General features: G+C 53.6%; 17 protein-coding genes. 2 read left to right on the top strand and 15 right to left on the bottom strand.

From position 1 onward, the window contains the following. Positions 1-19 precede the first annotated feature (19 nt). The 7 genes from ACE419_RS02355 to ACE419_RS02385 form a co-directional block, all read right to left on the bottom strand. Positions 20-895: a hypothetical protein gene (locus ACE419_RS02355; RefSeq protein WP_432646816.1), complete on the bottom strand. Its 876-nt coding sequence runs from the start codon at positions 893-895 to the stop codon at positions 20-22. A 145-nt stretch (positions 896-1,040) separates the two neighbouring features. Further along, positions 1,041-2,393: an MATE family efflux transporter gene (locus ACE419_RS02360; protein ID WP_432646817.1), complete on the bottom strand. Its 1,353-nt coding sequence runs from the start codon at positions 2,391-2,393 to the stop codon at positions 1,041-1,043. A gap of 3 nt (positions 2,394-2,396) precedes the next feature. Beyond that, entirely contained in the window at positions 2,397-3,581 is a 1,185-nt protein-coding gene (locus ACE419_RS02365) for an SEC-C metal-binding domain-containing protein (protein ID WP_432646818.1), read from the bottom strand. A 160-nt stretch (positions 3,582-3,741) separates the two neighbouring features. Next, entirely contained in the window at positions 3,742-5,115 is a 1,374-nt protein-coding gene (locus ACE419_RS02370) for an N-acetylmuramoyl-L-alanine amidase (RefSeq protein ID WP_432646819.1), read from the bottom strand. 177 nt (positions 5,116-5,292) lie between these two features. Further along, positions 5,293-6,078: an amino acid ABC transporter ATP-binding protein gene (locus tag ACE419_RS02375; RefSeq protein WP_435720881.1), complete on the bottom strand. Its 786-nt coding sequence runs from the start codon at positions 6,076-6,078 to the stop codon at positions 5,293-5,295. Continuing rightward, entirely contained in the window at positions 6,059-6,703 is a 645-nt protein-coding gene (locus ACE419_RS02380) for an amino acid ABC transporter permease (protein WP_295630997.1), read from the bottom strand. Before ACE419_RS02380 ends, ACE419_RS02375 begins: the two co-directional genes overlap by 20 nt. A gap of 140 nt (positions 6,704-6,843) precedes the next feature. Continuing rightward, on the bottom strand, positions 6,844-7,650 hold the full coding sequence (locus tag ACE419_RS02385; protein WP_435720882.1) for an amino acid ABC transporter substrate-binding protein: 807 nt from the start codon (positions 7,648-7,650) through the stop codon (positions 6,844-6,846). A 361-nt stretch (positions 7,651-8,011) separates the two neighbouring features. Here ACE419_RS02385 and ACE419_RS02390 point away from each other — a divergent pair, with 361 nt between their 5' ends. Continuing rightward, positions 8,012-11,437, top strand: coding sequence for a pyruvate carboxylase (locus ACE419_RS02390; protein WP_435720883.1), 3,426 nt, complete (start codon positions 8,012-8,014; stop codon positions 11,435-11,437). Between the two features lie 79 nt (positions 11,438-11,516). Here ACE419_RS02390 and ACE419_RS02395 read toward each other — a convergent pair whose 3' ends face one another. From ACE419_RS02395 to ACE419_RS02410, 4 genes are read right to left on the bottom strand one after another with little or no spacing between them, the layout of a single operon-like run. Next, positions 11,517-12,737, bottom strand: coding sequence for an ABC transporter permease (locus ACE419_RS02395; protein WP_435720884.1), 1,221 nt, complete (start codon positions 12,735-12,737; stop codon positions 11,517-11,519). Next, the gene (locus ACE419_RS02400) at positions 12,727-13,449 is read right to left on the bottom strand and encodes an ABC transporter ATP-binding protein (RefSeq protein WP_435720885.1); all 723 of its coding nucleotides are present in this window, start codon (positions 13,447-13,449) and stop codon (positions 12,727-12,729) included. Before ACE419_RS02400 ends, ACE419_RS02395 begins: the two co-directional genes overlap by 11 nt. 19 nt (positions 13,450-13,468) lie before the next feature. Next, positions 13,469-14,620, bottom strand: a complete 1,152-nt coding sequence (locus ACE419_RS02405; RefSeq protein ID WP_435720886.1) for an efflux RND transporter periplasmic adaptor subunit — start codon at positions 14,618-14,620, stop codon at positions 13,469-13,471. Beyond that, positions 14,617-16,149 (bottom strand): TolC family protein, encoded by a 1,533-nt coding sequence (locus ACE419_RS02410; RefSeq protein ID WP_435720887.1) that lies wholly within the window; start codon positions 16,147-16,149, stop codon positions 14,617-14,619. The genes ACE419_RS02405 and ACE419_RS02410 overlap by 4 nt, the downstream gene beginning before the upstream one ends. A 156-nt stretch (positions 16,150-16,305) precedes the next feature. On the opposite strand from ACE419_RS02410, the gene recQ reads away from it, so the two are divergent. Beyond that, the gene (gene recQ, locus ACE419_RS02415) at positions 16,306-18,084 is read left to right on the top strand and encodes a DNA helicase RecQ (RefSeq protein ID WP_435720888.1); all 1,779 of its coding nucleotides are present in this window, start codon (positions 16,306-16,308) and stop codon (positions 18,082-18,084) included. A 79-nt stretch (positions 18,085-18,163) separates the two neighbouring features. On the opposite strand, the gene ACE419_RS02420 is transcribed toward recQ, so the two are convergent. The 4 genes from ACE419_RS02420 to ftsE are packed head-to-tail and all read right to left on the bottom strand — an operon-like array spanning position 18,164 to position 22,027. After that, positions 18,164-19,309, bottom strand: a complete 1,146-nt coding sequence (locus ACE419_RS02420) for a S41 family peptidase (protein WP_432646828.1) — start codon at positions 19,307-19,309, stop codon at positions 18,164-18,166. Positions 19,310-19,325: 16 nt separating this feature from the next. After that, positions 19,326-20,447, bottom strand: coding sequence for a murein hydrolase activator EnvC family protein (locus ACE419_RS02425; protein ID WP_435720889.1), 1,122 nt, complete (start codon positions 20,445-20,447; stop codon positions 19,326-19,328). A 16-nt stretch (positions 20,448-20,463) separates the two neighbouring features. After that, a complete protein-coding gene (ftsX, locus tag ACE419_RS02430; protein ID WP_435720890.1) occupies positions 20,464-21,351 on the bottom strand; it encodes a permease-like cell division protein FtsX in 888 nt (295 codons plus the stop codon). Continuing rightward, positions 21,341-22,027, bottom strand: coding sequence for a cell division ATP-binding protein FtsE (ftsE, locus tag ACE419_RS02435; RefSeq protein WP_435720891.1), 687 nt, complete (start codon positions 22,025-22,027; stop codon positions 21,341-21,343). Before ftsE ends, ftsX begins: the two co-directional genes overlap by 11 nt. Between the last annotated feature and the right edge of the window lie 95 nt (positions 22,028-22,122).

Below are 22,122 nucleotides of genomic sequence, written 5' to 3' on the forward strand. Positions count from 1 at the left end.
TTTTGCCTGCGGTGTTTATTTAAGCTGCCAGCGGCCAGCTGATATCTCTAGCCCCCTTCGGCTCGACGACTTCTGCATTATAAGCAATGCTAAGACGCGTTGCTTCTTCGATTTCCTCAGCGGTCGAGGCCGGGTTGCGGCGGATTTCGTAGACTTCATGAGAAGCCTGTTTGATGGCAAAGGACTGCGGCGTGTGGAACTGCAGCTCAACGCGCGTACCGAAAGGGCTCAGCAGATGGACGTTGACGCCCTGATAGAACTTGCCTCCCCAAGCGTTGTGGAATTTCTCGACACGGTAGCCTTTTTCCGTAAGTACCGCCAATGCCTTTGGCACCATCTCGCTGTAATCTTCAGCCGAGCAGGTCAGCGTATAGCGAAGGACATCGCTGACGCCGGCAGCAGCGGCCATCAGGCTGACCTGGTCCTCTTCCGCATCGCTTTCAATCTTGCGGGCCAGGCTGTCCATGCTCTTGAGGCGGTACTCGAGCCCCTGCAGGTGTGCAGAGGATTTTTCCAGCGTGCGCATGTCGGCAGTAACCTCAGGCTCAGCCGTCTCAGCCTTGCTCAGCAGGGCTTCAGCCAAGAGACGGCTGCGCTGCTTCCTGGTCAGGCGGTCGCCGCCTTTGCCGAGCTGTCTCGTATCGACAGCCTCATTGTCCACCATGACCGCAGCCAGGGCCTTATTGGGGCTTGGCGCTGCGTAGCCGGGCAGTATGTGGATTGGTGAAAGTACGGCCATCACCATGATGACGGCGGCCGTCAGGCTGCGCATAAACGCGCCGGCCCCTGTCACCTTACGCGAAAAGCGCGCCGGCTTAAATTTACGGAACGAGCGCGTGACACCGCGTCCCGTCTTCTTATTATGGATTTCCGTCAGCTCTTGTCCTGCCTTCATTTGCATTCCCTCCAGACGACGTTGTTATCTTTCTTACAGGTATATCATAGCAAGCGAAACTTGAAAACAACTGATTGCTTCTGAAAACTATATGAAAATCGAAAAAGTCAGCCAAAATCCAGGCTGACTTTTTCTTATTCCTTCATTATAAAGTTTCAGCAAAGCGTTTCTGTATCGTATGCAGGCGCAGAGAAAGGAACACCGCGCCAACGGCAATGCCAAGAATCAGGCCGCACCAGTAGCCATACGGGCCGAGCTGCGTAAACGCCGCCAAGGCCCAGCCAACAGGCAGTCCGATGACCCAGTAAGAAACGACGGCGAGTACAAAGGTCACGTGCACATCCTTATAGCCGCGCAGTGCCCCCTGCAAAGGCGCGTCGATGCTGTCGGCCAGCTGCAGAAATACCGCAAAGACGAGAAAGACGACCAGAAGCTCCTGTACATCCGGACTCGATGTATAAAGACTTGCAATGACATCGCGAAACTGCACGAGCAGCAGGGCAAGGCTGCCCTCAAACAAAAACGTCAGCAGCCGCCCGAGACGGATGAACGCCGCCGCGTCCTCACTTCTGCCCGCACCAATCTCAAAACCGACGAGAATCGTCAAGGCCATGCTGGCGGAAAGCGGAATCATGTAGATGAGCGTCGTAAAGCTCATAGCCGCCTGATGCGCCGCGACGACCGTCGTGCCGTAAATCGTCATGAACAGGCCGACGGCGCTGAAGATGCTCATCTCACAGAACATCGTGCTGCCAATCGGAATGCCAAGGGACAGGGCCTTTTTCCATTCCGCAGGATGGGGATGCGGCAGCCCGCGAAAGACATGGTAGTTGCGAAAAGGCTCGATGCAGCTGACCACGAGGATATTGCAGAGAAAATTCAGCACAAAGGCAATGGCCGAACCGATGCCCGCGCCGATACCGCCAAAGGCCGGCACGCCCAATGCCCCGTACATAAAGACATAATTCGCCGCTACATTGACCGGCACGGTCAGCAGCGTCACCATCATCGTCAAACGCGTGTAGCCGTGAGCATCGATGAGATTGCGCAAGACGCCCGACAGGAAAATCGGCACGATGCCAAAGGCAATTGCGATGAGATAGCCGGCCGCCACATGAGCAACCTTGGGTTCAAGACGAAGATAGTCAAGAATGAACGGCACAAAGAGGATGCCAAGCAGCAGAAAGAGAAAAGCCAGGCCCAAGGACCAGTAAAAACCCTGACGCACGACAAAGGCGATTTCCTTTTTCTCCCCTGCCCCATAATGCTGCGAGATGACCGGCGTCAGTACCGAAATGACACCGAGAAACGAGCCAAAGAACGGCATGAAGAGGTTCGAACCAACGGCCACGCCCGCCAGGTCCTGCTCACTAACGTGGCCGGACATGACGGTATCAAAAAATCCCGTCGATGTCAGGGCAATCTGCGTGATGAAGATGGGCAGCAGCACCGCAAAGAATTTCTTTGCTTTTTTCTTATATTGTGGCTGATAGCTCATGCCTCACTGTTCATCCTTGCGCAGGCAGCAGTTCTTATACTTCTTGCCGCTGCCGCACGGACAGGGGTCGTTGCGTCCGACTTTGGGCTTGCGCACCTGATCAAACGGGATGATGCGGCCCTGACCGCTCTTTTCCATGAGCTCCGCCGGCGTATGGCCCTTAAGCTGCCAAAGGTGTGTCTCATTATTGAAAGCAGCGAGGACGGGCACGATGGCCTCAGCTTTATCCTCATCCTTCATGAGCCCGAGTTCTTCCAGATATTCGACAGCTTCCTGCAGGGAGCCGCCATTCTGCAGCAGGATGAGGATTTCTCCGGCCACATCAGCCGCTTTCAGAACATCATAGCCATGTTCTTTCATAAAGAAGGCAATGAGCGCACGGTACGACGGTGTGTCCGGCGTATACGTATCCGCACCGGCAGCATGAACTTCCTCGTACGTGAGCTTGGCAAAATCAAGGTCGCTGCGGCGCAGCTGTTCATTCTCAAGCTTTTCCTCATCAATGAGCGTATAGTATTTGACCCCCTGCGGCAGCGCCGTCACGATATTTTTCCAGCACGAGACATTGAGCATGACACCGGCAAAATCCATAAAGCTGATTTCAGCACGCTGTTTTTCGTCAAGATAAGAGAGCACGGCTTCGTAGAGCTGCTCAAAGTTCATATAGCCATAGTGATAGAGCAGCCCGGCCGCCAGGCGCGCCATCTCCGTGTTGCGGGCCACGAGTGCCGGATATGTCTCATCATTCATACGCGAGAAAACCGCCAGTACCTCTTCCGGCATATACCAGACCAGGCCGTCCCCTTCTTTGCCGCAGGACAAGAAGCCGAGGCCGCGCAGATAGTCAAGGCGTTCATCGTCCTCGCCCAGCTTTCGCGAAAGGCCGTCATGCTCGACAAAGTCTTTGAAACAGACGTACTCTTCTTCCAAAAGCGATGGCAGCCAGCGGGCGGCAAATTCTTCTACAGCCGGCACGAGGCGTTCGATGAGCTCGGCCTTTTTAAGGGAGCTTGCTCCCGTCACGTTGAGATTGAAGCGGATATCGTCAAGCTCCGCCTTCGTCATAGCAGCCATCATGCCGGCCAGTGTGCGCTTCTCCGGCAGTTTGTGGCGGTAAAGCTGTTTCCTGCGCTCTTCCCGACCCTCGGCCATCATTGCTTCGAGACTCTCTTCTGTGTCCATTGCCATGAACTTCTGATCCTGTTCCAAAAAATTTCCCTGTCCTTTCCTAAACATCCATATCTCACAATATGCTCATGATTCCTATCAGTAAAATGGCCCCGCCTACTTCGGCAGGGCTATAAAGAAATAACTAAATTAACAAATGAACGAAGCAGCGGGGCTTTTATCAGCCAAAGTAATCGGCAATGCCATCGGCGATGCCTTGTGCCGCCTTCTTGATGCCGTCTTCACTGTTTAAGAGCTGTTCTTCCTGCGGGTTCGAGATGAACGCTACCTCAACGAGAGTTGCCGGCATATCCGTGTGCTTGACCACGTAGAAATTGCAGCTCTGCGTACCGCGGCTCTGCGTGCCAATCTGGTCGATGACGCCCTGGCGTACCTTGTCGGCAAGGTCGCGCGAACGCTTGGAGCCCAGCGAGTAATAATAGCCCGTCGTGCCCTTGGCCGCACCGCTCGAGAACGAATCCATATGAATCGAGAGGAAGATATCCGATTTTGTGTTGTTCGCCACGTCGCAGCGGGCCTGCAGTTCCTCGATATCCGAGGCATTGGCGCCTTTTGGCGATACCTCGGTATCCGTCGTACGCGTCATATAGACGGTCGCTCCCTCAGCCACAAGCAGGCGGCGCAGTTCATTGGCAATGCGCAGCGTCACGGTCTTTTCCATCACGCCCGTCGGCCCGATAGCACCCGAGTCGTTGCCGCCATGACCGGCGTCAATCGTGATTTTCTTGCCTTTGACGCCATTGAGGGCTGCAATATCCGCATCCGTATCATCCGAGATAATGGCACCGTCATTGCCGGTATTGGTGGTAGAATTTGTTTGGCCCTTATCCCCGCTGGTGTTTCCCGCCGTCTGACTGCCTGTACCGGCAGCATCCTTTGCCGGGCCATCGATATCCTCACTCTTTGAGACAGGTGTCGTGGCAGCAGGCTTTGTCGGCGTGACAGGCTGGGTCTGCGCCGCAGAGGACGGTTTCCCTGTCTGGGATGTTGGCTTCGTCTCTGACGGATTCTTCTGCACGGACGATGAAGAAGACGTATTCGGCTTCGTAGCAGCAGGCTTCTTCACATCCGGCGTGGCAATGACGGTCTTGGAGCTGTCATTGAGATTGCCAAAGTCGAGTACAACACGTCCCGGTACCGGGCCGCCCGCTAAGGGGAATACCTTGTAGTTGTTGCTGCCGACTTTATTTTCGACCACGACGCGCACGGTATTCTTATTGAACTGACCGATGCGGATATCGTTGACAAAGCGGCTGTCCACGGAAATTTGCCGTTTGACTTTGGCCGCGAGCCATGCTCCCTGAATATCAACGATGACACGGTCCGGGTTCTTCAGTGTCATTGTCGTATAACGAACCGGCTTGCTCGCATCGACGACGATGCGGATTTTGTCGGCACCGCTGTTGACGCGCACAGCCGTAATCTCAGCCATGCCGCTCACGCGCTCGCTGAAATCAGAATCCGCAGCTGACACGCCCGCCATCGGCAGCAGCATGACTGCGATGACAGATAACAGGAACAGTACGCGCTTCATATGACCCCTCCAACATTAATTCGCTCGCGGCAGCTGCCAACGGCGCTGTCACGAAGACATTCTACGTTTTATTATCCCCTTTCTTCCTGAAAAAATCAAGAAAAGTTACCTGAGAAGCGCAGAATTTTCCTTTGCGCACAAAAAAAGAGCGATCGCTCGCTCCCTTTCATCACAAAATCAAAGCATGTTCTGCAGAAATGCCTTTGTGCGATCTTCCTGCGGATTGCTGAAGAACGGCTCTGGTTCTCCCTGTTCAACAATCGTGCCGTCGGCCATGAAGATGACATGGCTCGCGACCTCACGTGCAAACGTCATTTCGTGCGTGACGACGACCATCGTCATGCGCTCTTCCGCCAGTTCGCGCATGGTCTTGAGTACTTCGCCCGTGAGTTCCGGGTCAAGTGCAGACGTCGGCTCATCGAACAGCATGATGTCCGGCTTCATGCAGAGCGCGCGGGCAATGGCCACACGCTGCTGCTGGCCGCCTGACAGCTGCGACGGATAATACTCCGCGCGGTCAGCAAGGCCGACTTTTTCCAAAAGTTCTTTGGCATACGGCAGGATTTCCGCCTTCTTCATGCCCTTGACCAGCATCGGTGCCTCAATGAGATTCTCCATAACCGTCATATGTGGGAACAGATTGAACTGCTGGAACACCATGCCCGTGTGCGAGAGAATTTCGCGGCTCTTCTTCGCATCGGCATATTCGGCCACGCCGTGTTCATCCGTATCGGCGAGGAATTCGCCTTCAATCTCAATCGAGCCTGAGTCAATCGTCTCAAGCTTATTGATGCAGCGCAGAAGCGTGCTCTTGCCCGAACCGGACGGACCGATGATGGCGAGCACTTCACCGCGCTTGACTTCGATATCGATGCCCTTGAGCACGGAAAGGTCGCCGAACGATTTATGGATATCATGCATGCGCAGCATGACTTCTGCATTATTATTTGTCGTATTTGCCATAATGGGCCTCCAGTTTCTTGAACATCCAGGTCAGGACGAATGTCATGGCTAGATAGAAGATGCCGGCAATCAGGAACGGCGTCATATCGAACTCACGCTGGACAATCGTGCGTGCAACGCGCAGCAGGTCGTTCATCGCGAGGATATAGATAAGAGACGTATCCTTGACGAGGTTGATGGTCTCGTTCGAAACCGGCGGCAGCACGATGCGGATGACCTGCGGCAGGATGATGCGGCGCATCGTCTGCGGATAGCTCAGCCCCAGCGTCTTAGCAGCTTCATACTGTCCCTTCGGCACCGACTGAATGCCGGCACGGAAAATCTCCGCAAAATACGCCGCATAGTTGAGCGTGAAGGCCAGCAGCGCTGCAGCGATGTCCGGCAGCATGACACCGACCATCGGCAAGGCAAAGTAGACAAACAGCAGCTGCAGCATCAGCGGCGTGCCGCGCATGAGCCAGATGTAAAATTCCATGAAAGCACTGAGCGGACGCCACTTTGACAGACGGCCCAGCGCTGCGAGCATGCCTAGAGGCAGCGCGATAATCAAAGTGATGAAAAAGATTTCGAGCGTAATCTCGGAACCTTCCAGCATCTGTAATATCGTATCAAGCAGATTATCCATCGTTTTTTCTTCTCCTCTGCGGATTCCTTTAGTCTAGCAAAGTATTAACATAACATCCATTGTACAAAAAAAGGCTTGATGAATCAAGCCTTTTCTTATAAATCACTACATCATATCCTATATAATGTAGAATGTCTTCCTTACTTCGTGATGTCCTTGCCGAACCATTTCTCGGAAATCTTGGCCATCGTGCCATCGGCCTTCATCTCGTTGAGGACTTTCTGGACATCATCGCGCAGGGCCGTGTTGTCCTTGGCAAAGGCAATGCCGAACTGACTGACAGGACCGACAGCGACATCGACAGCATCGATGGTATCCGGATGCTTGCTCATGTAATAGCGTCCAACGATTTCATCACCGACAACCGCATCGATACGGCCGTTCTCGAGGTCCATAAAAGCCGTGACAAAGTCAGAGTACTTCTTGACTTCCTTGACATCCTTCTTGAAGAAATCCGTCTTATCCATGTATTCCTCGGCCGTCGAAGCACTCTGCGTGCCGACCGACTTGCCGGCAAGGCTCTTTTCGTCCGTGATATCCGTACGGCCCTTCTTGACAAAGATAATCTGGCGGTTATCCATGTAAGGGTCGGAGAAGAGCATGTTCTGCTTGCGTTTCTCCGTGATATCGAGACCGTTCCAGAGAACATTGACGCGGCCGCTCTTGAGTTCCGCTTCTTTACTCGACCAGTCAATAGCCTTGAATTCTACTTCACGGCCAAGGCGTTTCGAAGCCTCTTTGGCGAGGTCAACATCGAAGCCCGTGATCTCATTGTTTTCATCCTTAAAGCCCATCGGCGGGAAATTATCGTCAAGACCGACAATGATTTTGCCCTTATCACCTGAGCCAGAACCATTATTGGCAGCTTTCTGGCCGCCGCAGCCCGTGACAAAAGCAGCCGTCATAACGGCAGCGAGCCCCAGTGCGAGAATCTTCTTCCACTTCATAGTAACCTCTCCCTATTTATTTCTTTACTCAATTAAAGGATTAACATGATGTTATTATACGGAATCTCTACAGCGATGTCAAGTCAATGTCAAAGAATCGTTATAATTTTTCCCGTTTATCCGTTTCCCATGGTCATTTGTATCTGAATTTGCAATTTGCGTCAAATTGTATACACAATACTTTATTTTTATTACAAAATCAATTTTATCTATTGACTAAATTCTGCACTTGCCTTATGATAGGGGCTGAACAAAGAAATAACCGCAGCTCAATGCTGAGTACAAGCAGTAACACAGCTGCGGTTTTATTTCAATCACGTATGTGAAATTATTAACTTTATTCGCTGAGGAGGAGAGTTCTATGAAGCCAATTCATAAGATATTGGTACCAAACCGCGGAGAGATCGCCATCCGTATTTTCCGTGCCTGCCATGAGCTGGGCATCCGCACCGTTGCTGTCTATTCCAAGGAAGATGTCCTGTCCCTGCACCGCAGCCGCGCCGATGAAGCATATCTGGTAGGCAAAGGCAAAAAACCGGTCGACGCTTACCTTGATATCGAAGACATTATCCGCATCTGCAAGGCACACGATGTCGATGCCATCCATCCGGGCTATGGCTTTCTCTCCGAGAACGCCCAGCTCGCCAAACGCTGCGAAGAAGAGGGCATTACCTTCATCGGCCCGAAAGTCGAACATCTGCAGATGTTCGGCGATAAAGTCAATGCGAGAATTCAGGCTGAAAAAGCTCAGATTCCAATGATTCCGGGCACGAACGGCGCCGTCAAGGACTTCGCCGAAGTCAAGGCCTTTGCCGAGAAAGTCGGACTGCCGGTCATGATCAAGGCCATCAATGGCGGCGGCGGCCGCGGCATGCGCCGTGTTGACCGCATGGAAGACCTCGAAGAAGCCTTCAACGAAGCCCGCTCCGAGGCAAAACGCGCCTTTGGCGATGAGGATGTTTACGTCGAAAAATGCATTCTGAACCCGAAACACATCGAAGTTCAGATCATGGGCGATACCCACGGCAATGTCATCCACCTCAATGAACGCGACTGCTCCATCCAGCGCCGTCATCAAAAAGTCATTGAGATGGCGCCGGCCTGGTCCCTGCCAAAGGCATTCCGCAAGAAAATCTGCGATGCAGCCTTGAAAATTATGAGAAATGTTCATTATGTCAATGCCGGCACGGTCGAATTCCTCGCCGACCAGGATGAAGAACACTTCTATTTTATTGAAGTCAATCCGCGTGTCCAGGTCGAGCATACGGTCACCGAGGCCATCACGGATATCGATATCGTCAAAACGCAGATTCGCGTGGCAGAAGGCTATGCCCTCTCGGATCCGGAAATCGGCATCAAGAGTCAGGAAGATGTCCCCTGCAACGGCGTGGCCATCCAGTGCCGCATCACGACCGAAGATCCACAGAACAATTTCATGCCGGATACGGGCAAGATCAACGACTACCGCAGCGGCGGCGGCCCCGGCATCCGCCTCGATGCCGGCACGGCTTATACCGGTGCCGTCATCACGCCGTATTACGACTCACTGCTCGTAAAAGTCACGGCCCATGCGAGCACGGCCATTGAGACCATCCAGCGCATGCTGCGCTGCCTTGATGAATTCCGCATTGGCGGCGTTAAGACGAATATTTACTTCCTTAAGAATATGCTCATGGACAAGCATTTCCAGGCAGGCACCTGCAACGTCAATTACATTGACCACAATCCGGAGCTCCTCCTGGATCCCCATGTCGTCGATGAACCGGGCACGAGCCTCCTGTCTTACATCGGCGATGTCACGGTCAATGGCTTCCACGGCAACGGCGCGAACCCGAAGCCTAGATTTGCTACGCCGGAAAAACTCGATGCCAGCAATGAAGAATGCCCAGCCGGCACGCGTCAGCTCCTGCAGAAGCTCGGACCAGAGAAATTCTCCAAGTGGATTCAGGAACAGAAACAGGTCCTCTTAATGGATACGACCTACCGCGATGCCCATCAGTCCCTGCTCGCCACGCGTATCCGCACCAAGGATATCATGAATGCCATCCATTACACGGCCTGCAAGGTTCCGCAGATTTATGCCTTCGAAGACTGGGGCGGCGCTACTTTCGATGTCGCTTACCGCTTCCTCGATGAAGACCCGTGGGAGCGCCTGCGCAAGATGCGCGCGGCTGCGCCAAACATCCTGTTCCAGATGCTGACGCGCGGTGCCAACGTAGTCGGCTACACGAACTATCCGCCTGAAGTCATCCGCCAGTTCCTGCGCCTTGCAGCCGAGAACGGCGTCGATGTGTTCCGCATTTTCGACTGCCTCAACCAGCTCGACCATATGACCTTGTCGATTGATGAAGTCCGCAAGCAGGGCAAACTTGCCGAAACGGCCATCTGCTATACGGGTGATATTCTCGACGGCAGCCGCCAGAAATACTCCCTGCAGTATTACACGAATCTCGCGAAGGAAATGGCCAATGCCGGCGCAAACATCATCGCCATCAAGGATATGGCAGGCCTTTTGAAGCCGGAAGCGGCTTACGCTCTTGTTTCGGCCCTCAAGGATGCCGTAGACCTGCCGATTCACCTGCACAGCCACGAAGGCGGCGGCTGCACGCTTTACAGCTACGCAAAAGCCATCGAAGCCGGAGTCGATATCGTCGATGTCGCGACGAGTGCACTCTCAGGCGGCACGAGCCAGCCTTCTATGACGGCCCTCATTCAGGCTCTTTCGAACAATCCGCGCCAGCCGCAGATGAATATCGAAGAACTCGAGAAAATTGACCGCTACTGGCAGGTCGTCCGCAGCTACTACGCTGGTGTCGACGGCAAGATGACGAGCCCGAACACCACGGTCTTCCAGCATGAAATGCCGGGCGGCCAGTACACGAACCTGCGCCAGCAGGCAAAAGGCGTCGGCCTCGGTGACAGATGGCCTGAAGTCTGCCGCATGTATGCTAAGGTCAACCAGATGTTTGGCGATGTCATCAAGGTCACGCCGTCCTCGAAGGTCGTCGGCGATATGACGCTCTTCATGGTTCAGAACAACCTGACCGAGAAGGATATCTTTGAACACGGTGAGACACTCGACTTCCCGAAATCCGTAGTCGACTTCTTCGATGGCAAACTCGGCATCCCGTACGGCGGTTTCCCGGAAAAACTGCAGAAAATCATTCTGAGAGGTGCACAGCCTCATCTCGAAACGCCGCCAGAGCCAATCGACGAAGTCAAGATTGGCGCGGATATGCTGGCCCTGCGCATGCCGGACAGCGAGGAATCCGTTTCAAGCTACTGCATCTATCCAAAAGTTTACAAGGATTATATCCAGCGCTTCCATAAATACGGCGACCTCTCCATCCTCGATACGCCGACTTACTTCTTCGGCATGAAGCCGGGCGAAGAAATCTGGGTCCGCCTCAATGGCAAGATGGTCCTCATTCGCATGAACTACATCACTTCGCCGTCCGACGACGGGTTCCGCGAAATCCAGTTCGAGGTCAACGGCATGCCGCGTGAAATCCGCGTCCGCGATAAGGCTGCTTCGGAGGAGACAACAGTGATCCGTCAGGCAGACCCGACTGTACCGGGCGAAGTCGGTGCAACGCTTTCGGGCTCTGTCCTGCGCCTCATCGCTGCCAAAGGCGATGTCGTCAAGAAGGGCGATCCTCTGATGGTCACGGAAGCCATGAAGATGGAAACGACGATCACGGCGCCAATCGATGGCGTGGTCGAAGAAATCTACGTCAAGGCCGGCAGCCGCATCAGCTCCGGCGACCTGCTTGCTACGATTCAGTAAATCCCCTGCAGCACACAAAGGCAATAAAAAAGGACTCCTGCGAGTCCTTTTTTATTGCCTTATTCTATAAAACTGCAGTTTATTCGTAGCGCAGGGCTTCAATCGGGTCGAGCTTCGCGGCTTTGCGCGCCGGATAAATGCCGAAAAACAGGCCAATGCCGACGGAGAACACAAACGAAACGATGATTGGCGTCGCTGTGATGACCGTCGTAAAATTGCCGAGTTTCGAGATGAGCTGCGAGGCACCGATGCCAACGAGGATGCCAATGAGACCGCCGATGACGCCGATGACCATGGATTCGATGAGAAACTGCGTCATGATGTTCATGAACGTCGCCCCCAACGCCTTCCTTATGCCGATTTCACGCGTTCGTTCCGTGACGGATACCATCATGATATTCATGATGCCGATGCCTCCGACAAGCAGTGAAATGCCGGCAATCGCACCTAAGAGCAGTGTCAGCATCGAAGTCGACTGACTGACCGTTTCCATCAGGCTCGTCAGATTGCGTACGGTAAAATCATCTTCCTTATTGCCGGCGGTCAGATGGTGGCGCTGGCGCAAAAGCGTCTCGATATTTTCCTGCACCTGGTCCATTTTCGTCGCATCCGATACCTGTACATTGATGGACTGCACATACGTAATGCCGAGCATGCGCTCCATCGCCGTCGTGATGGGCACGTAAATCATATCATCCTGATCCTGCCCCATCGAGGACTGGCCTTTGCTCGCAAGAAGTCCGATGACTTTATACGGCTGATTGTTGATGCGGATGTTCTGGCCGACCGGATTCTTCTCTTCAAAAAGATTTGCTGCTACGGTCGTACCGATGACGGCCACACGGCTGCGTTTATCCATATCATTCGTAGAAATAAACGAACCATTCGAAACAGAGAGCGAACGAATGGACATGAATTCCGGCGTCACGCCCTGCACGGTTGTATTCCAGTTCTGATTGCCGTAGACAATCTGATACGAGGACTGGACAGTCGGCGAAACGTAATCGATATCCTTGATTTTGCTTTTGATGGCCGTCGCATCGTCGTATTTGAGCGTCTGACGCGAACCTGCCGCACCGCGCACGCCGCCTTTATTCGAGGCGCCCGGCGAGATGATCAGCATATTCGAGCCAAGACTCGCAATGGAGTTCGTGACATTTGAGCGCACGCCCATGCCGACGGATACGAGCGCGATAACGGCGCCGACACCGATGATAATGCCGAGCATCGTCAGGAGACTGCGCATCTTATTGGCATACAGCGAAGTAAGGGCCATGATGAAGCTCTCACTAAACAACATCCATAACCACTCCCTTCCCTTCGTCGCGCGTGATGCGGCCATCGCGCACGAGCAGCTGACGGCTGGCACAGGCCGCAATCTCCGGCTCATGTGTGACGAGGATGATGGTCCTGCCCATTTCGTGCATATTCTCGAAGATTTCCATGATTTCTTTCGTCGACTTCGTATCGAGGTTGCCCGTGGGCTCATCGGCCATGATGATGTGCGGGTCATTGACGAGAGCCCTTGCAATGGCCACGCGCTGGCGCTGGCCGCCCGAAAGCTCATTGGGCTGATGGTCGCCGCGGTCGCCAAGACCCACAGCCTCTAAAAAATGCTGTGCGCGCTTCATGCGCTCGTGACGGCCAACGCCGGCATAGACAAGCGGCAGGGCCACATTCTCGAGTGCCGAGATGCGCGAGAGCAGATTGAAATTCTGAAAGACGAAGCCTATTTTGCGGTTGCGCGTAACAGCCAATTGGTCGTCGCTGAGACCCGCGACTTCCTCGCCGTCGAGCTTATACGAGCCGCAGGTCGGACGGTCGAGGCAGCCTAAGATATTCATGAGCGTTGACTTGCCCGACCCCGAAGGCCCCATGAGGGCGGCAAATTCGCCCTTATGGATGTCGAGGTCGATGCCGGCGAGAGCCGCGAGCTCCTCGCCGCCAATCTTATAGATTTTCTTGATGCCGCGCAGCTCGATTGTATTGACTTTTTTTTCTGTTTCCGCCATGATGTTTTCCTCTCTGCGCTTACATCGGCGGACCGCCCATGCCGCCGCCCCTCTTCGAAGAGCTGGAGCTCGTCTTCTTCGCGGTATACGTCGAGACGACATCTTCGCCTTCCTCAAGGCCCGACAGGATCTCAACGTATTCGTCGCTGTAAATGCCCGTCGTCACATAGCGGTTTTCCTGCGAACCATCATCATTGCGCACGATGACGTAGGAGCCATTCGAATCCGTCTTCAGAACGGAAATCGGCACGGCGAGTACATTTGCTTTATCGGCCGTATTGATCTCGACGCGGGCCGTCATGGCCGGCAGCAGCAGACCGTCGGGGTCATCGACATCGAGCGTGACATAATAGTAAATGACACTGGCTGAAGAAGAAGCCGAAGAGCCTGAAGACGAGCTGGAGCTCGTATCCCAGCTGTTGCTCGTATCGGTCTGCGAAATTTTCGAGACGCGGGCCGTAAAGGTCTTATCCGTATACGTATCAACCGTAAACGTCGCTTCCTGTCCAACTTTGACATTGCCGATATCCGTCTCATCGACCTTGGCCTTGATCTGTTTGCTTGAAAGATCCGCAATGCGCATGATGACAGTCGGATTGTCCGACGTCGATACGGCCATCGTACCAACTGTCTTCGGTTCTCCGACAACCGTGCCGTCAATTGGGGCCGTGATGCTCGTCTCCGCTGCGTCCGACTCGGCCTGTGCGAGAGCCGACACAGCCGTATCGTAATTCATCTGGGCATCCTCAAGCTGTTTCTGCGTATCGGCGCCGATGCTGTAAAGATAACTGATGCGGTCGTATTCGGCCTTTGTATTCGTGACTTTGTACTGCGCCTGATCCCTTTTGGCTTCATAATCCTTGGCGTCGAGCGTTGCCACGGTCTGCCCTGCCTTGACCTGATCATTTTCCTTGACGAGCACGCTCTTGAGTCTGGCCGTGATTTTAGAGCTGACCTCGACCGAATCGACTGGCTGGATTGTGCCCGTGGCCGAAACCGTCGATTTCATATCCATGCGGACAACCTTAGTTGTCTCGACAGCAGCAGTCTGTTTTGCGGCCTGCTGCCCTTCATAATACTTATAGCCATAAAAAGCACCGCCCGCAATAATCAGGACAGCAATGACGGCTTTGACTTTCCCCGGTATTTTCGGTAATTTCGGTATGTTCACTGAGCTGCCTCCCCTTCGGCTAAATCATTTGCGACCTGATCGGATGACACATCGCCGGATGCTGGCTTGTTCGCCTTGGCTTCCTTCGCTTTCTGCACGGCCGAAGCCAGATTCTTGGTATCTTTGTCAGGTTTTGCATTCGCCGGTGCAACCGGTTTCTGCAGTACCGCTTCAGACTCCGCCGCCACAGCAGCCTGCGCCGTATCGGCAGGCGTTAAGAGCATTTTGGCCGCAGCTTCCTTTTCATGGTCCGTGAGTTCAATGCCCATGGCATTCTCGACCGTTGCCTTATAGCGCGCATAATCGTATTCGGCGCTGATGTAGTTGAGGCGGGCCGTTGACAGAGCTTCCTGCGCATCAATGATATCGAGCATCAAGCCTTCGCCGGCACGGTATTTCTCCTTGGCGATGAAATAATCTTCCTCTGCCTGACGCACGGCATCGCCGGTCGAATTCAGGCGCTTCTCAGCCTCGCGCATGTTATAATAGGCCTGACGCACCGAAAGGTCGATATCCTCTTTGTCTTTCGTCAGATTGAGCTTCGCGATATCACGGCTGACTTCCGCCTTGCGGACCTTGGCACGTGTCAGACCGTTATCCCAAAAATCCCAGGAGAGGGTTGCCCCTGCTGAAAAATCGTAATCCGTCCCTGAATTACGGGAAGGCTTGAACGTGTGCGCCCAATCCGGCCCTGCACTGACGGTAACACTCGGGCCGAATTCGGCTTTGGCCGCTTTCAGGGCATCCTCCTGCTGCTGATATTTATACGTATCGACCAGCAGGTCCTTGCGATTGCGGTAAGCATAATCGATACAGTCATTCATATCGATATCAAAATGATCATACGAAAAATCAGATGTCAGGTTCAAGGGCTCACTGCGGTCCATATTGATATAATTGCGCAAAGCTGCCAAATCCACCTCGTAGCTGTTCTGCGCTTTGATGAGGTTCTGCGCGGCGTTGCTGAGCTCGACCGAAGAGCGGATGACATCGATGCGGGCCTTGGAACCGGCAGCATAGAGCTGCTGGACATTCGTATAATGGTCCTGATATTTATCAACCGTTTCCTGACGTACATCGACCGTGCGGCGCGCTTCCAGCGCATCATAATAGGCCTTGATGACACTGAGTTTAAGGTCTTCGCGGCTGCGTTCGGTCGAAAGCTTCGCTGCCTCAAGACCCAGCTTACTGCTGTCGATATTCGCTTCTGCCTTGCCGCTCGTATAAACGGGATACGATGCTGTCACCCCAAGAGAACTCTTGCTTGTATCTGTCTCAGAAGAACTGTGCGTCTCTGCACTCAGGGATTCTGAACCCTTGATCTGCAGGCCATTTTCGATTTTTGTCTGGTCAAGTTCGGCCTGAGCCGTATCCTCGTTCTTCTGCGTGATGCGCAGGGCTGTGTTTTGCTCCAGCGCCATATCAATGGCATCCTGCAGGGAAAGGTCCGCGCAGGATGCAGCCGGCATGCCAAGGAGCATCGCTCCTAAAAGCATGACGGTCTCCTTCCCGTGACGTCTTTTCTTCATGTATTATCCTCCCGATCAATCGACAAGTGATTCTATTCTGTTCTCAGTCCATGGTTATTATCTTATCATATTTTTTGCAACTATTATATGATAGAATAAGGATGTTGCTATCGATTTACAGGACAATTAAATATATATTAAAGAAAGGAGAAGATTATGCACAGTCCTTATTTTGAGCAGGCACGTCTCCTGCTCAAGCAGTATTACGGCTACGATGATTTCCGGCCTGCTCAGAAACCCGTCATCGAGAGCCTGCTCACGGGCCGCGACACGGTCGCCATCATGCCGACGGGTGCCGGTAAGTCCATCTGCTTCCAGATTCCGGCATTGATTTTCCCCGGCCTCACCCTCGTGATTTCGCCATTGATTTCCCTGATGAAAGATCAGGTCGATGCCCTCGCCGAGCAGGGCGTGCCTGCCACCTATATCAACAGCTCGCTCTCCTTCGATGAGGCCGATGCACGCCTGCGGGCCACTGCCAGCGGGCAGTTCAAGCTCATTTACATCGCTCCGGAGCGCCTTGACACAAATTACTTCCAATATGTTCTCGAAAAACAGCCCATCTCCATGGTCGCTGTAGACGAGGCCCACTGCCTCTCCCAATGGGGTCACGATTTTAGGCCAAGCTACCGGCAGATTGCCCCCTTCCTGCAGGCCCTGCCGCGCCGTCCACTCGTCTCGGCCTTTACCGCCACGGCCACGCCTGAAGTCCGCGAGGATATCGTACGCCTGCTTGGCCTGAATAGTCCCGCTGTGCACGTCACAGGCTTTGACCGCCCGAATCTCTATTTTGAAGTGCGTCGCGGCGAGGATAAAAAGAAATTCATCGAACGCTATCTCAAAAGTCACGAAGATGAAGCCGGCATCATCTATGCCTCCACACGCAAAGAAGTCGATGCCCTCTATCATCTGCTGCAGAAAAAGCATTTTGCCGTCGGACGCTACCATGCAGGATTAAGTGACGAAGAACGCGCCGCCGCGCAGGATGATTTTCTCTACGATAATCTGCAGGTCATTGTCGCGACCAACGCCTTTGGCATGGGCATCGACAAGAGCAATGTGCGTTTTGTCATCCACTATAATATGCCCAAAAATATCGAAGCCTATTATCAGGAAGCCGGCCGCGCCGGGCGCGACGGTGAGCCCGGCGAATGCATTCTGCTCTTTTCGCCGCAGGACACGATGACGCAGAAATACCTCATCGATATCTCGACCGAAGATGAAGAGCGCAAGCGCCATAATCTCGGACGCCTGCAGAAGATGGTCGACTACTGCCACACGCCCGAATGCCTGCGCCATTTCATCATTCATTACTTTGGCGAAGAAAATGTGCCGCTGACCTGTGATAACTGCGGCAACTGCAGGGCGGGCCTTGAAGAGCAGGACGTGACGATTGATGCACAAAAAGTCTTTTCCTGCGTCTACCGCATGCACGAACGCTTCGGCCTGAATCTCGTCGCACAGGTGCTCAAGGGCTCCTCGGATAAACGCGTCAAGGAGCTTCATTTTGACCAGCTTTCCACTTACGGCCTCATGAAAGAACGCAGTCTCGCTGACATCAAGCTCCTCATCCAGCGCTTTGTCGCCACGGACTACCTCGCGCTGACCGAGAGCAAATATCCCGTGCTGACCCTGCAGAAAACTGCTTACCCCGTGCTGCGCGGCCAAAAAAAAGTCTTTCAGGCTGTGCCAAAAGAAATCACCCGCAAAGAAGCAGCACCGGAGCTCTTTGAATACCTGCGTGCCCTGCGCAGGGAAATTGCCCTGCGCGACCATATCCCGCCTTATGTCGTCTTTTCCGATGCCACGCTCAAGGATATGTGCGCCGTAAAACCGCATACGCGTGACGAAATGCTGCTCGTCAAAGGTGTCGGCGAACACAAGCTGAAAAAATACGGCACGGCCTTCCTCGAATGCATCCAGAAACACGCTTAATTCCAGCCAAAAACGGGACGTTCCACGATATCATAGCTCATATCATGGAACGCCCCGTTTTTCTATGCTTTGTCAGGTTTTACTGCTGCTGCAGTTTTTCCTGCAGCACTTCTTTGGCTTTATCAAGCTGTACATCCGTCGTGGCATCTTCCGGCATCGGCACTTCGACATCCGGTTCAATGCCCGTGCCGTCGATGCAGCGGCCATTTGGCGTATAGTACTTGGCAATCGTCAGCTTGAGACCGTCATTGTGCAGCATCGGCACAACGACCTGCACGGAGCCTTTGCCATACGACTTCGTGCCGACGAGTGTGGCAGCGCCCGTATCCTGCAGGGCACCTGCGAGAATCTCGGAAGCACTCGCGCTGTTGCCGTCAATCAGGACGACAATGGGGTATTTGCTCTCCTCCAGTTTCGACTCATGAACTTCTTTCGAGCCGTCGCGTTCGACTACCGAAACAATCGGCCCCTTCGGCACAACCATGTTCGCAATGTCGACACAGCTCGTGACAAGGCCGCCCGGATTCTCACGCAAATCGATGATGAGGCCTTTCATGCCCTGCTGCTCAAGCGATTCATAAGCAGATTTGAACTCTTTGCCCGTATTCTCCGAGAACGAGGAAATGCGGATATAGCCCATGCCGTCACCGAGCATGACGCCCTTGGCCGTATCGAGCTTGATGGTTGCGCGCGTGATTTTGTAATCCTGTACCTCACCATTGCGGCTGATGGAAAGTGTGACTTCTGTACCGACCTCGCCGCGGATATGCATGGCCACTTCCTCCGGCTGCATCTCCGTAACCGGCGTGCCGTCAACAGCCGTGATTTCATCACCGGCCTGCAGGCCGGCCTTTTCGCCCGGCGTATCTTCAAGCACGGAAATAATGGTGACTTTATTATCTTTGAAGCCCATTGTCACGCCGATGCCGCCAAATTCACCCTCGGTGTGTTCCTTGAGCTGCTCGAACATATCTGCATTCATATAAATGGAATGCGGGTCCCCTAAGGACTGCACCATGCCCGAAATAGCGCCATCCATGAGTTTTGTCTCATCGACATCCGTCACGTAGCGCGTTTCGATGAAGCGCTTGACTCCGAGAAAGCGCACAATATCCTCTACTTCATTGGCATGAATGCCAAAGGCAAAGCAGAGGCCGGCAATCGTCAGGCCCGATGAAATCAGTGCTGTTGCCACGACGCCGATAATAATTTTTTTCTTGCTCATAATTTACATCCTCTTCTTAGAGATAGGAATACGGGCTGACGGGTTCGCCGTTTTGCCGCACTTCAAAATGGCAGTGCGGGCCCGTGGAATTGCCCGTCGAACCGCAGTACGAGATGACTTCACCCTGACTGACCTGCTGCCCGGCACTTACCGAGAGCGACTGATTGTGGCCGTAGAGGCTTGTAATGCCGCCGCCGTGGTTGATGATGACGGTATTGCCGTAGCCTGAAATCCAGCCGGCATATTCGACCGTACCGCTCTGCGCGGCATGCACCGGCAGGCCGTAATCGCCGCCGATGTCAATGCCGCTGTGAAACTTCCGCGTCCCCGTGATGGGATGGACGCGCCAGCCAAATTCGCTGGTGACAGGACCTGATATCGGCCAGATCATCGCGCCGCTGCCTAAGGCAGGCATATTTCCCATGCCATCGCCGCGCAGCATTTCACCAATCTGTCGCGAGGCGCGCATGAGCTCGTCATACTGCTGGTCAATGAGATTTTTATCCGTCTTGAGCCGCTCAATGAGGGCTTCGCGCCGCTTTACTTTTTCTTCCATGTCCGCGCGGGCCAGATGAGCTTCTTCCTCCTGCTCGGCCTGCGTTGCACGGTCCTGCTCAAGGCCGGCCTGCCGAAGTTCCATGCTGTCTTTTACTTCCTGCACATCCTTCACGAGTTCATAATCCTCGCGGATGATGCGTTTCAAAAGGTCCATGCGCGTCAAAAAATCCTGAAAATCTTTCGCCCCAAACAGCACATCGAGATACGAAATCTGGCCGTTGATGTAAATATCGCGCACACGCCTGCCAAGGCGCGCCTGCTTTGCCTCATAATCCTTCTGCAGGGCAGCAAGCTCTGTTTCATTTTCCTTGATGCGTGCTTCCGTTTCATCGAGTTCTGCCCTGCGCTCTTTATGCTTTTCTATGGCCGCGTCAGCAGCTTCATCTAAAGTGCGTTTTTCCTCCGATATATTGTCAATCTTAGTCTGCAGTTCATTGCTCTGCTGGAGTTTAGCCGCAGCCTGACTCTCGTAGCTTTCAGAAGTACCGCGGTCATCCGACAGAGCCGCAGCCAGACAGGGCATCTGGAAAAGCAGTACTGCCGCCGTCAGGCATGACATCGTTTTTTGCCAATCTCGCATCAATCCCGCCTCCTGTTCAAACCTTCAGGAAACGCTTGAGCGAAATCAGGGAGCCGATGGCACCAATGAAAATGCCCGAGCCCACAATAGCCAGCGTTATATAATTCATAAACGGATACTGCGGCAGCAAAGGAAAAAAGGCCAGTGTGCTGTAAATCTTGGCTGCCATGGCTGCATAAAAGCTGCGCAGGGCCACGGCGGCGATAATACCGCCAATGCAGCCGAGCACGACTCCTTCCAGAAGGAACGGCCAGCGGATAAACCAGTCCGTCGCACCGACGTATTTCATGATGGCAATTTCCCTGCGCCGTGCAAAAACCGTCAGGCGAATCGTATTCGAGATGATGAACAGCGTCGCCGCACCCAAAAGAACCATGAGCACAAGGCCGAAAATGCGCATGAGCCTCGTGATATCAAAGAGATGTTCGATGACATCCTGCCCATATTTCGCTTCTTCGACACCCGCCATGGAAGAAATCGCGCCGGCCGCGGATTCCACTACAGCAGGTGTTGTAACCGTCACTTCAAATGCGTCGGGCAGCGGATTGTCCTCAGACAGGGCGTCAAGCAGATACTTCTGGTCGCCTAATCGTTCCTTCAGGCGTTCTTTCGCTTCCTCACGGTCCACGTATGTCACGGTGTCAATGCCCTGCAGGGATTCAATGTCATACTCAAGCTGCCGTTTTTCGCGGTCCGTCAGATGATCTTCAAGATACACGCTGATTTGCACCTGTGATTCAAGCATGCCGGCCAAGCGGTTCATATTGAGCACGAGAATCAAAAAGACGCCGAGCACAAAGAGCGAAACCGTCACCGTGCCGATGGAGGCAAACGTCATCCAATTATTGCGCCGCAGGGAATGGAATACCTCCTGAATGAAATACTCTCCTGTCCTAAGCTTCATAGCCATAGCCTCCCCGCGCCACATCACGCACAATATGACCATTTTCGATGGCCACGACGCGGCGCTGCATCGTATCGACGATGGTCTTGTCATGCGTGGCCATCACGATGGTCGTGCCGGCCAGATTGATGCGATTGAAAATATCCATGATATCCCAGCTCGTCTCAGGGTCAAGATTGCCCGTGGGCTCGTCGGCAATGACAAGGGCAGGGTCATTGACAATCGCCCTCGCAATAGCCACGCGCTGCTGCTCACCGCCTGAAAGCTGGGAAGGAAAGCAGCGGTATTTATCGCGCAGGCCCACGACATCGAGCACAGCGTTGACATTGCGCTGCATGAGCCGGCGCGGTGCCTCGATGACCTGCATCGCAAACGCGACATTTTCAAAGACCGTTTTGTCCGGCAGCAGCCGGTAATCCTGAAAAATAACACCGAGTCCGCGCCTGAGGTACGGAACCTCGCTGCGTTTCATATGAACGACATCATGGCCATTGACAAAGAGACTGCCGCTTGAAGGCAGTTCCTCGCGAAACAGCATCTTGATGAATGTAGATTTGCCAGCGCCGCTGGCCCCGACGATAAAGACAAAGTCCCCTGCTTCGATATCGATGTTCACGTGGTCGAGAGCCACGGCACCATTCTCGTAAATTTTGGAGACATCGCGCATCCGGATCATGAAAGCCTCCCGTTCCTTTTATACATACAGAACATATACATACCAAATGCAGTATCTGATATATTCTTCCTGAAATTTATCGCAGCCCAAAGAGT

Source organism: Mitsuokella apri, from assembly GCF_047974105.1.
GTDB lineage: Bacteria > Bacillota > Negativicutes > Selenomonadales > Selenomonadaceae > Mitsuokella.

Bases quoted from the DNA above. Each gene is read 5' to 3' on its own strand.
- ACE419_RS02380 (WP_295630997.1), bottom strand. From the start codon at position 6,703: ATGGATAATCTGCTTGATACGATATTACAGATGCTGGAAGGTTCCGAG.
- ACE419_RS02425 (WP_435720889.1), bottom strand. From the start codon at position 20,447: ATGCGAGATTGGCAAAAAACGATGTCATGCCTGACGGCGGCAGTACTG.
- ACE419_RS02400 (WP_435720885.1), bottom strand. From the start codon at position 13,449: ATGGCGGAAACAGAAAAAAAAGTCAATACAATCGAGCTGCGCGGCATC.
- ACE419_RS02395 (WP_435720884.1), bottom strand. From the start codon at position 12,737: ATGTTGTTTAGTGAGAGCTTCATCATGGCCCTTACTTCGCTGTATGCC.
- ACE419_RS02365 (WP_432646818.1), bottom strand. From the start codon at position 3,581: ATGGCAATGGACACAGAAGAGAGTCTCGAAGCAATGATGGCCGAGGGT.
- ACE419_RS02370 (WP_432646819.1), bottom strand. From the start codon at position 5,115: ATGAAGCGCGTACTGTTCCTGTTATCTGTCATCGCAGTCATGCTGCTG.
- ACE419_RS02375 (WP_435720881.1), bottom strand. From the start codon at position 6,078: ATGGCAAATACGACAAATAATAATGCAGAAGTCATGCTGCGCATGCAT.
- ACE419_RS02420 (WP_432646828.1), bottom strand. From the start codon at position 19,309: ATGAGCAAGAAAAAAATTATTATCGGCGTCGTGGCAACAGCACTGATT.
- ftsX (WP_435720890.1), bottom strand. From the start codon at position 21,351: ATGAAGCTTAGGACAGGAGAGTATTTCATTCAGGAGGTATTCCATTCC.
- ACE419_RS02355 (WP_432646816.1), bottom strand. From the start codon at position 895: ATGAAGGCAGGACAAGAGCTGACGGAAATCCATAATAAGAAGACGGGA.
- ftsE (WP_435720891.1), bottom strand. From the start codon at position 22,027: ATGATCCGGATGCGCGATGTCTCCAAAATTTACGAGAATGGTGCCGTG.
- recQ (WP_435720888.1), top strand. From the start codon at position 16,306: ATGCACAGTCCTTATTTTGAGCAGGCACGTCTCCTGCTCAAGCAGTAT.
- ACE419_RS02360 (WP_432646817.1), bottom strand. From the start codon at position 2,393: ATGAGCTATCAGCCACAATATAAGAAAAAAGCAAAGAAATTCTTTGCG.
- ACE419_RS02390 (WP_435720883.1), top strand. From the start codon at position 8,012: ATGAAGCCAATTCATAAGATATTGGTACCAAACCGCGGAGAGATCGCC.
- ACE419_RS02410 (WP_435720887.1), bottom strand. From the start codon at position 16,149: ATGAAGAAAAGACGTCACGGGAAGGAGACCGTCATGCTTTTAGGAGCG.
- ACE419_RS02385 (WP_435720882.1), bottom strand. From the start codon at position 7,650: ATGAAGTGGAAGAAGATTCTCGCACTGGGGCTCGCTGCCGTTATGACG.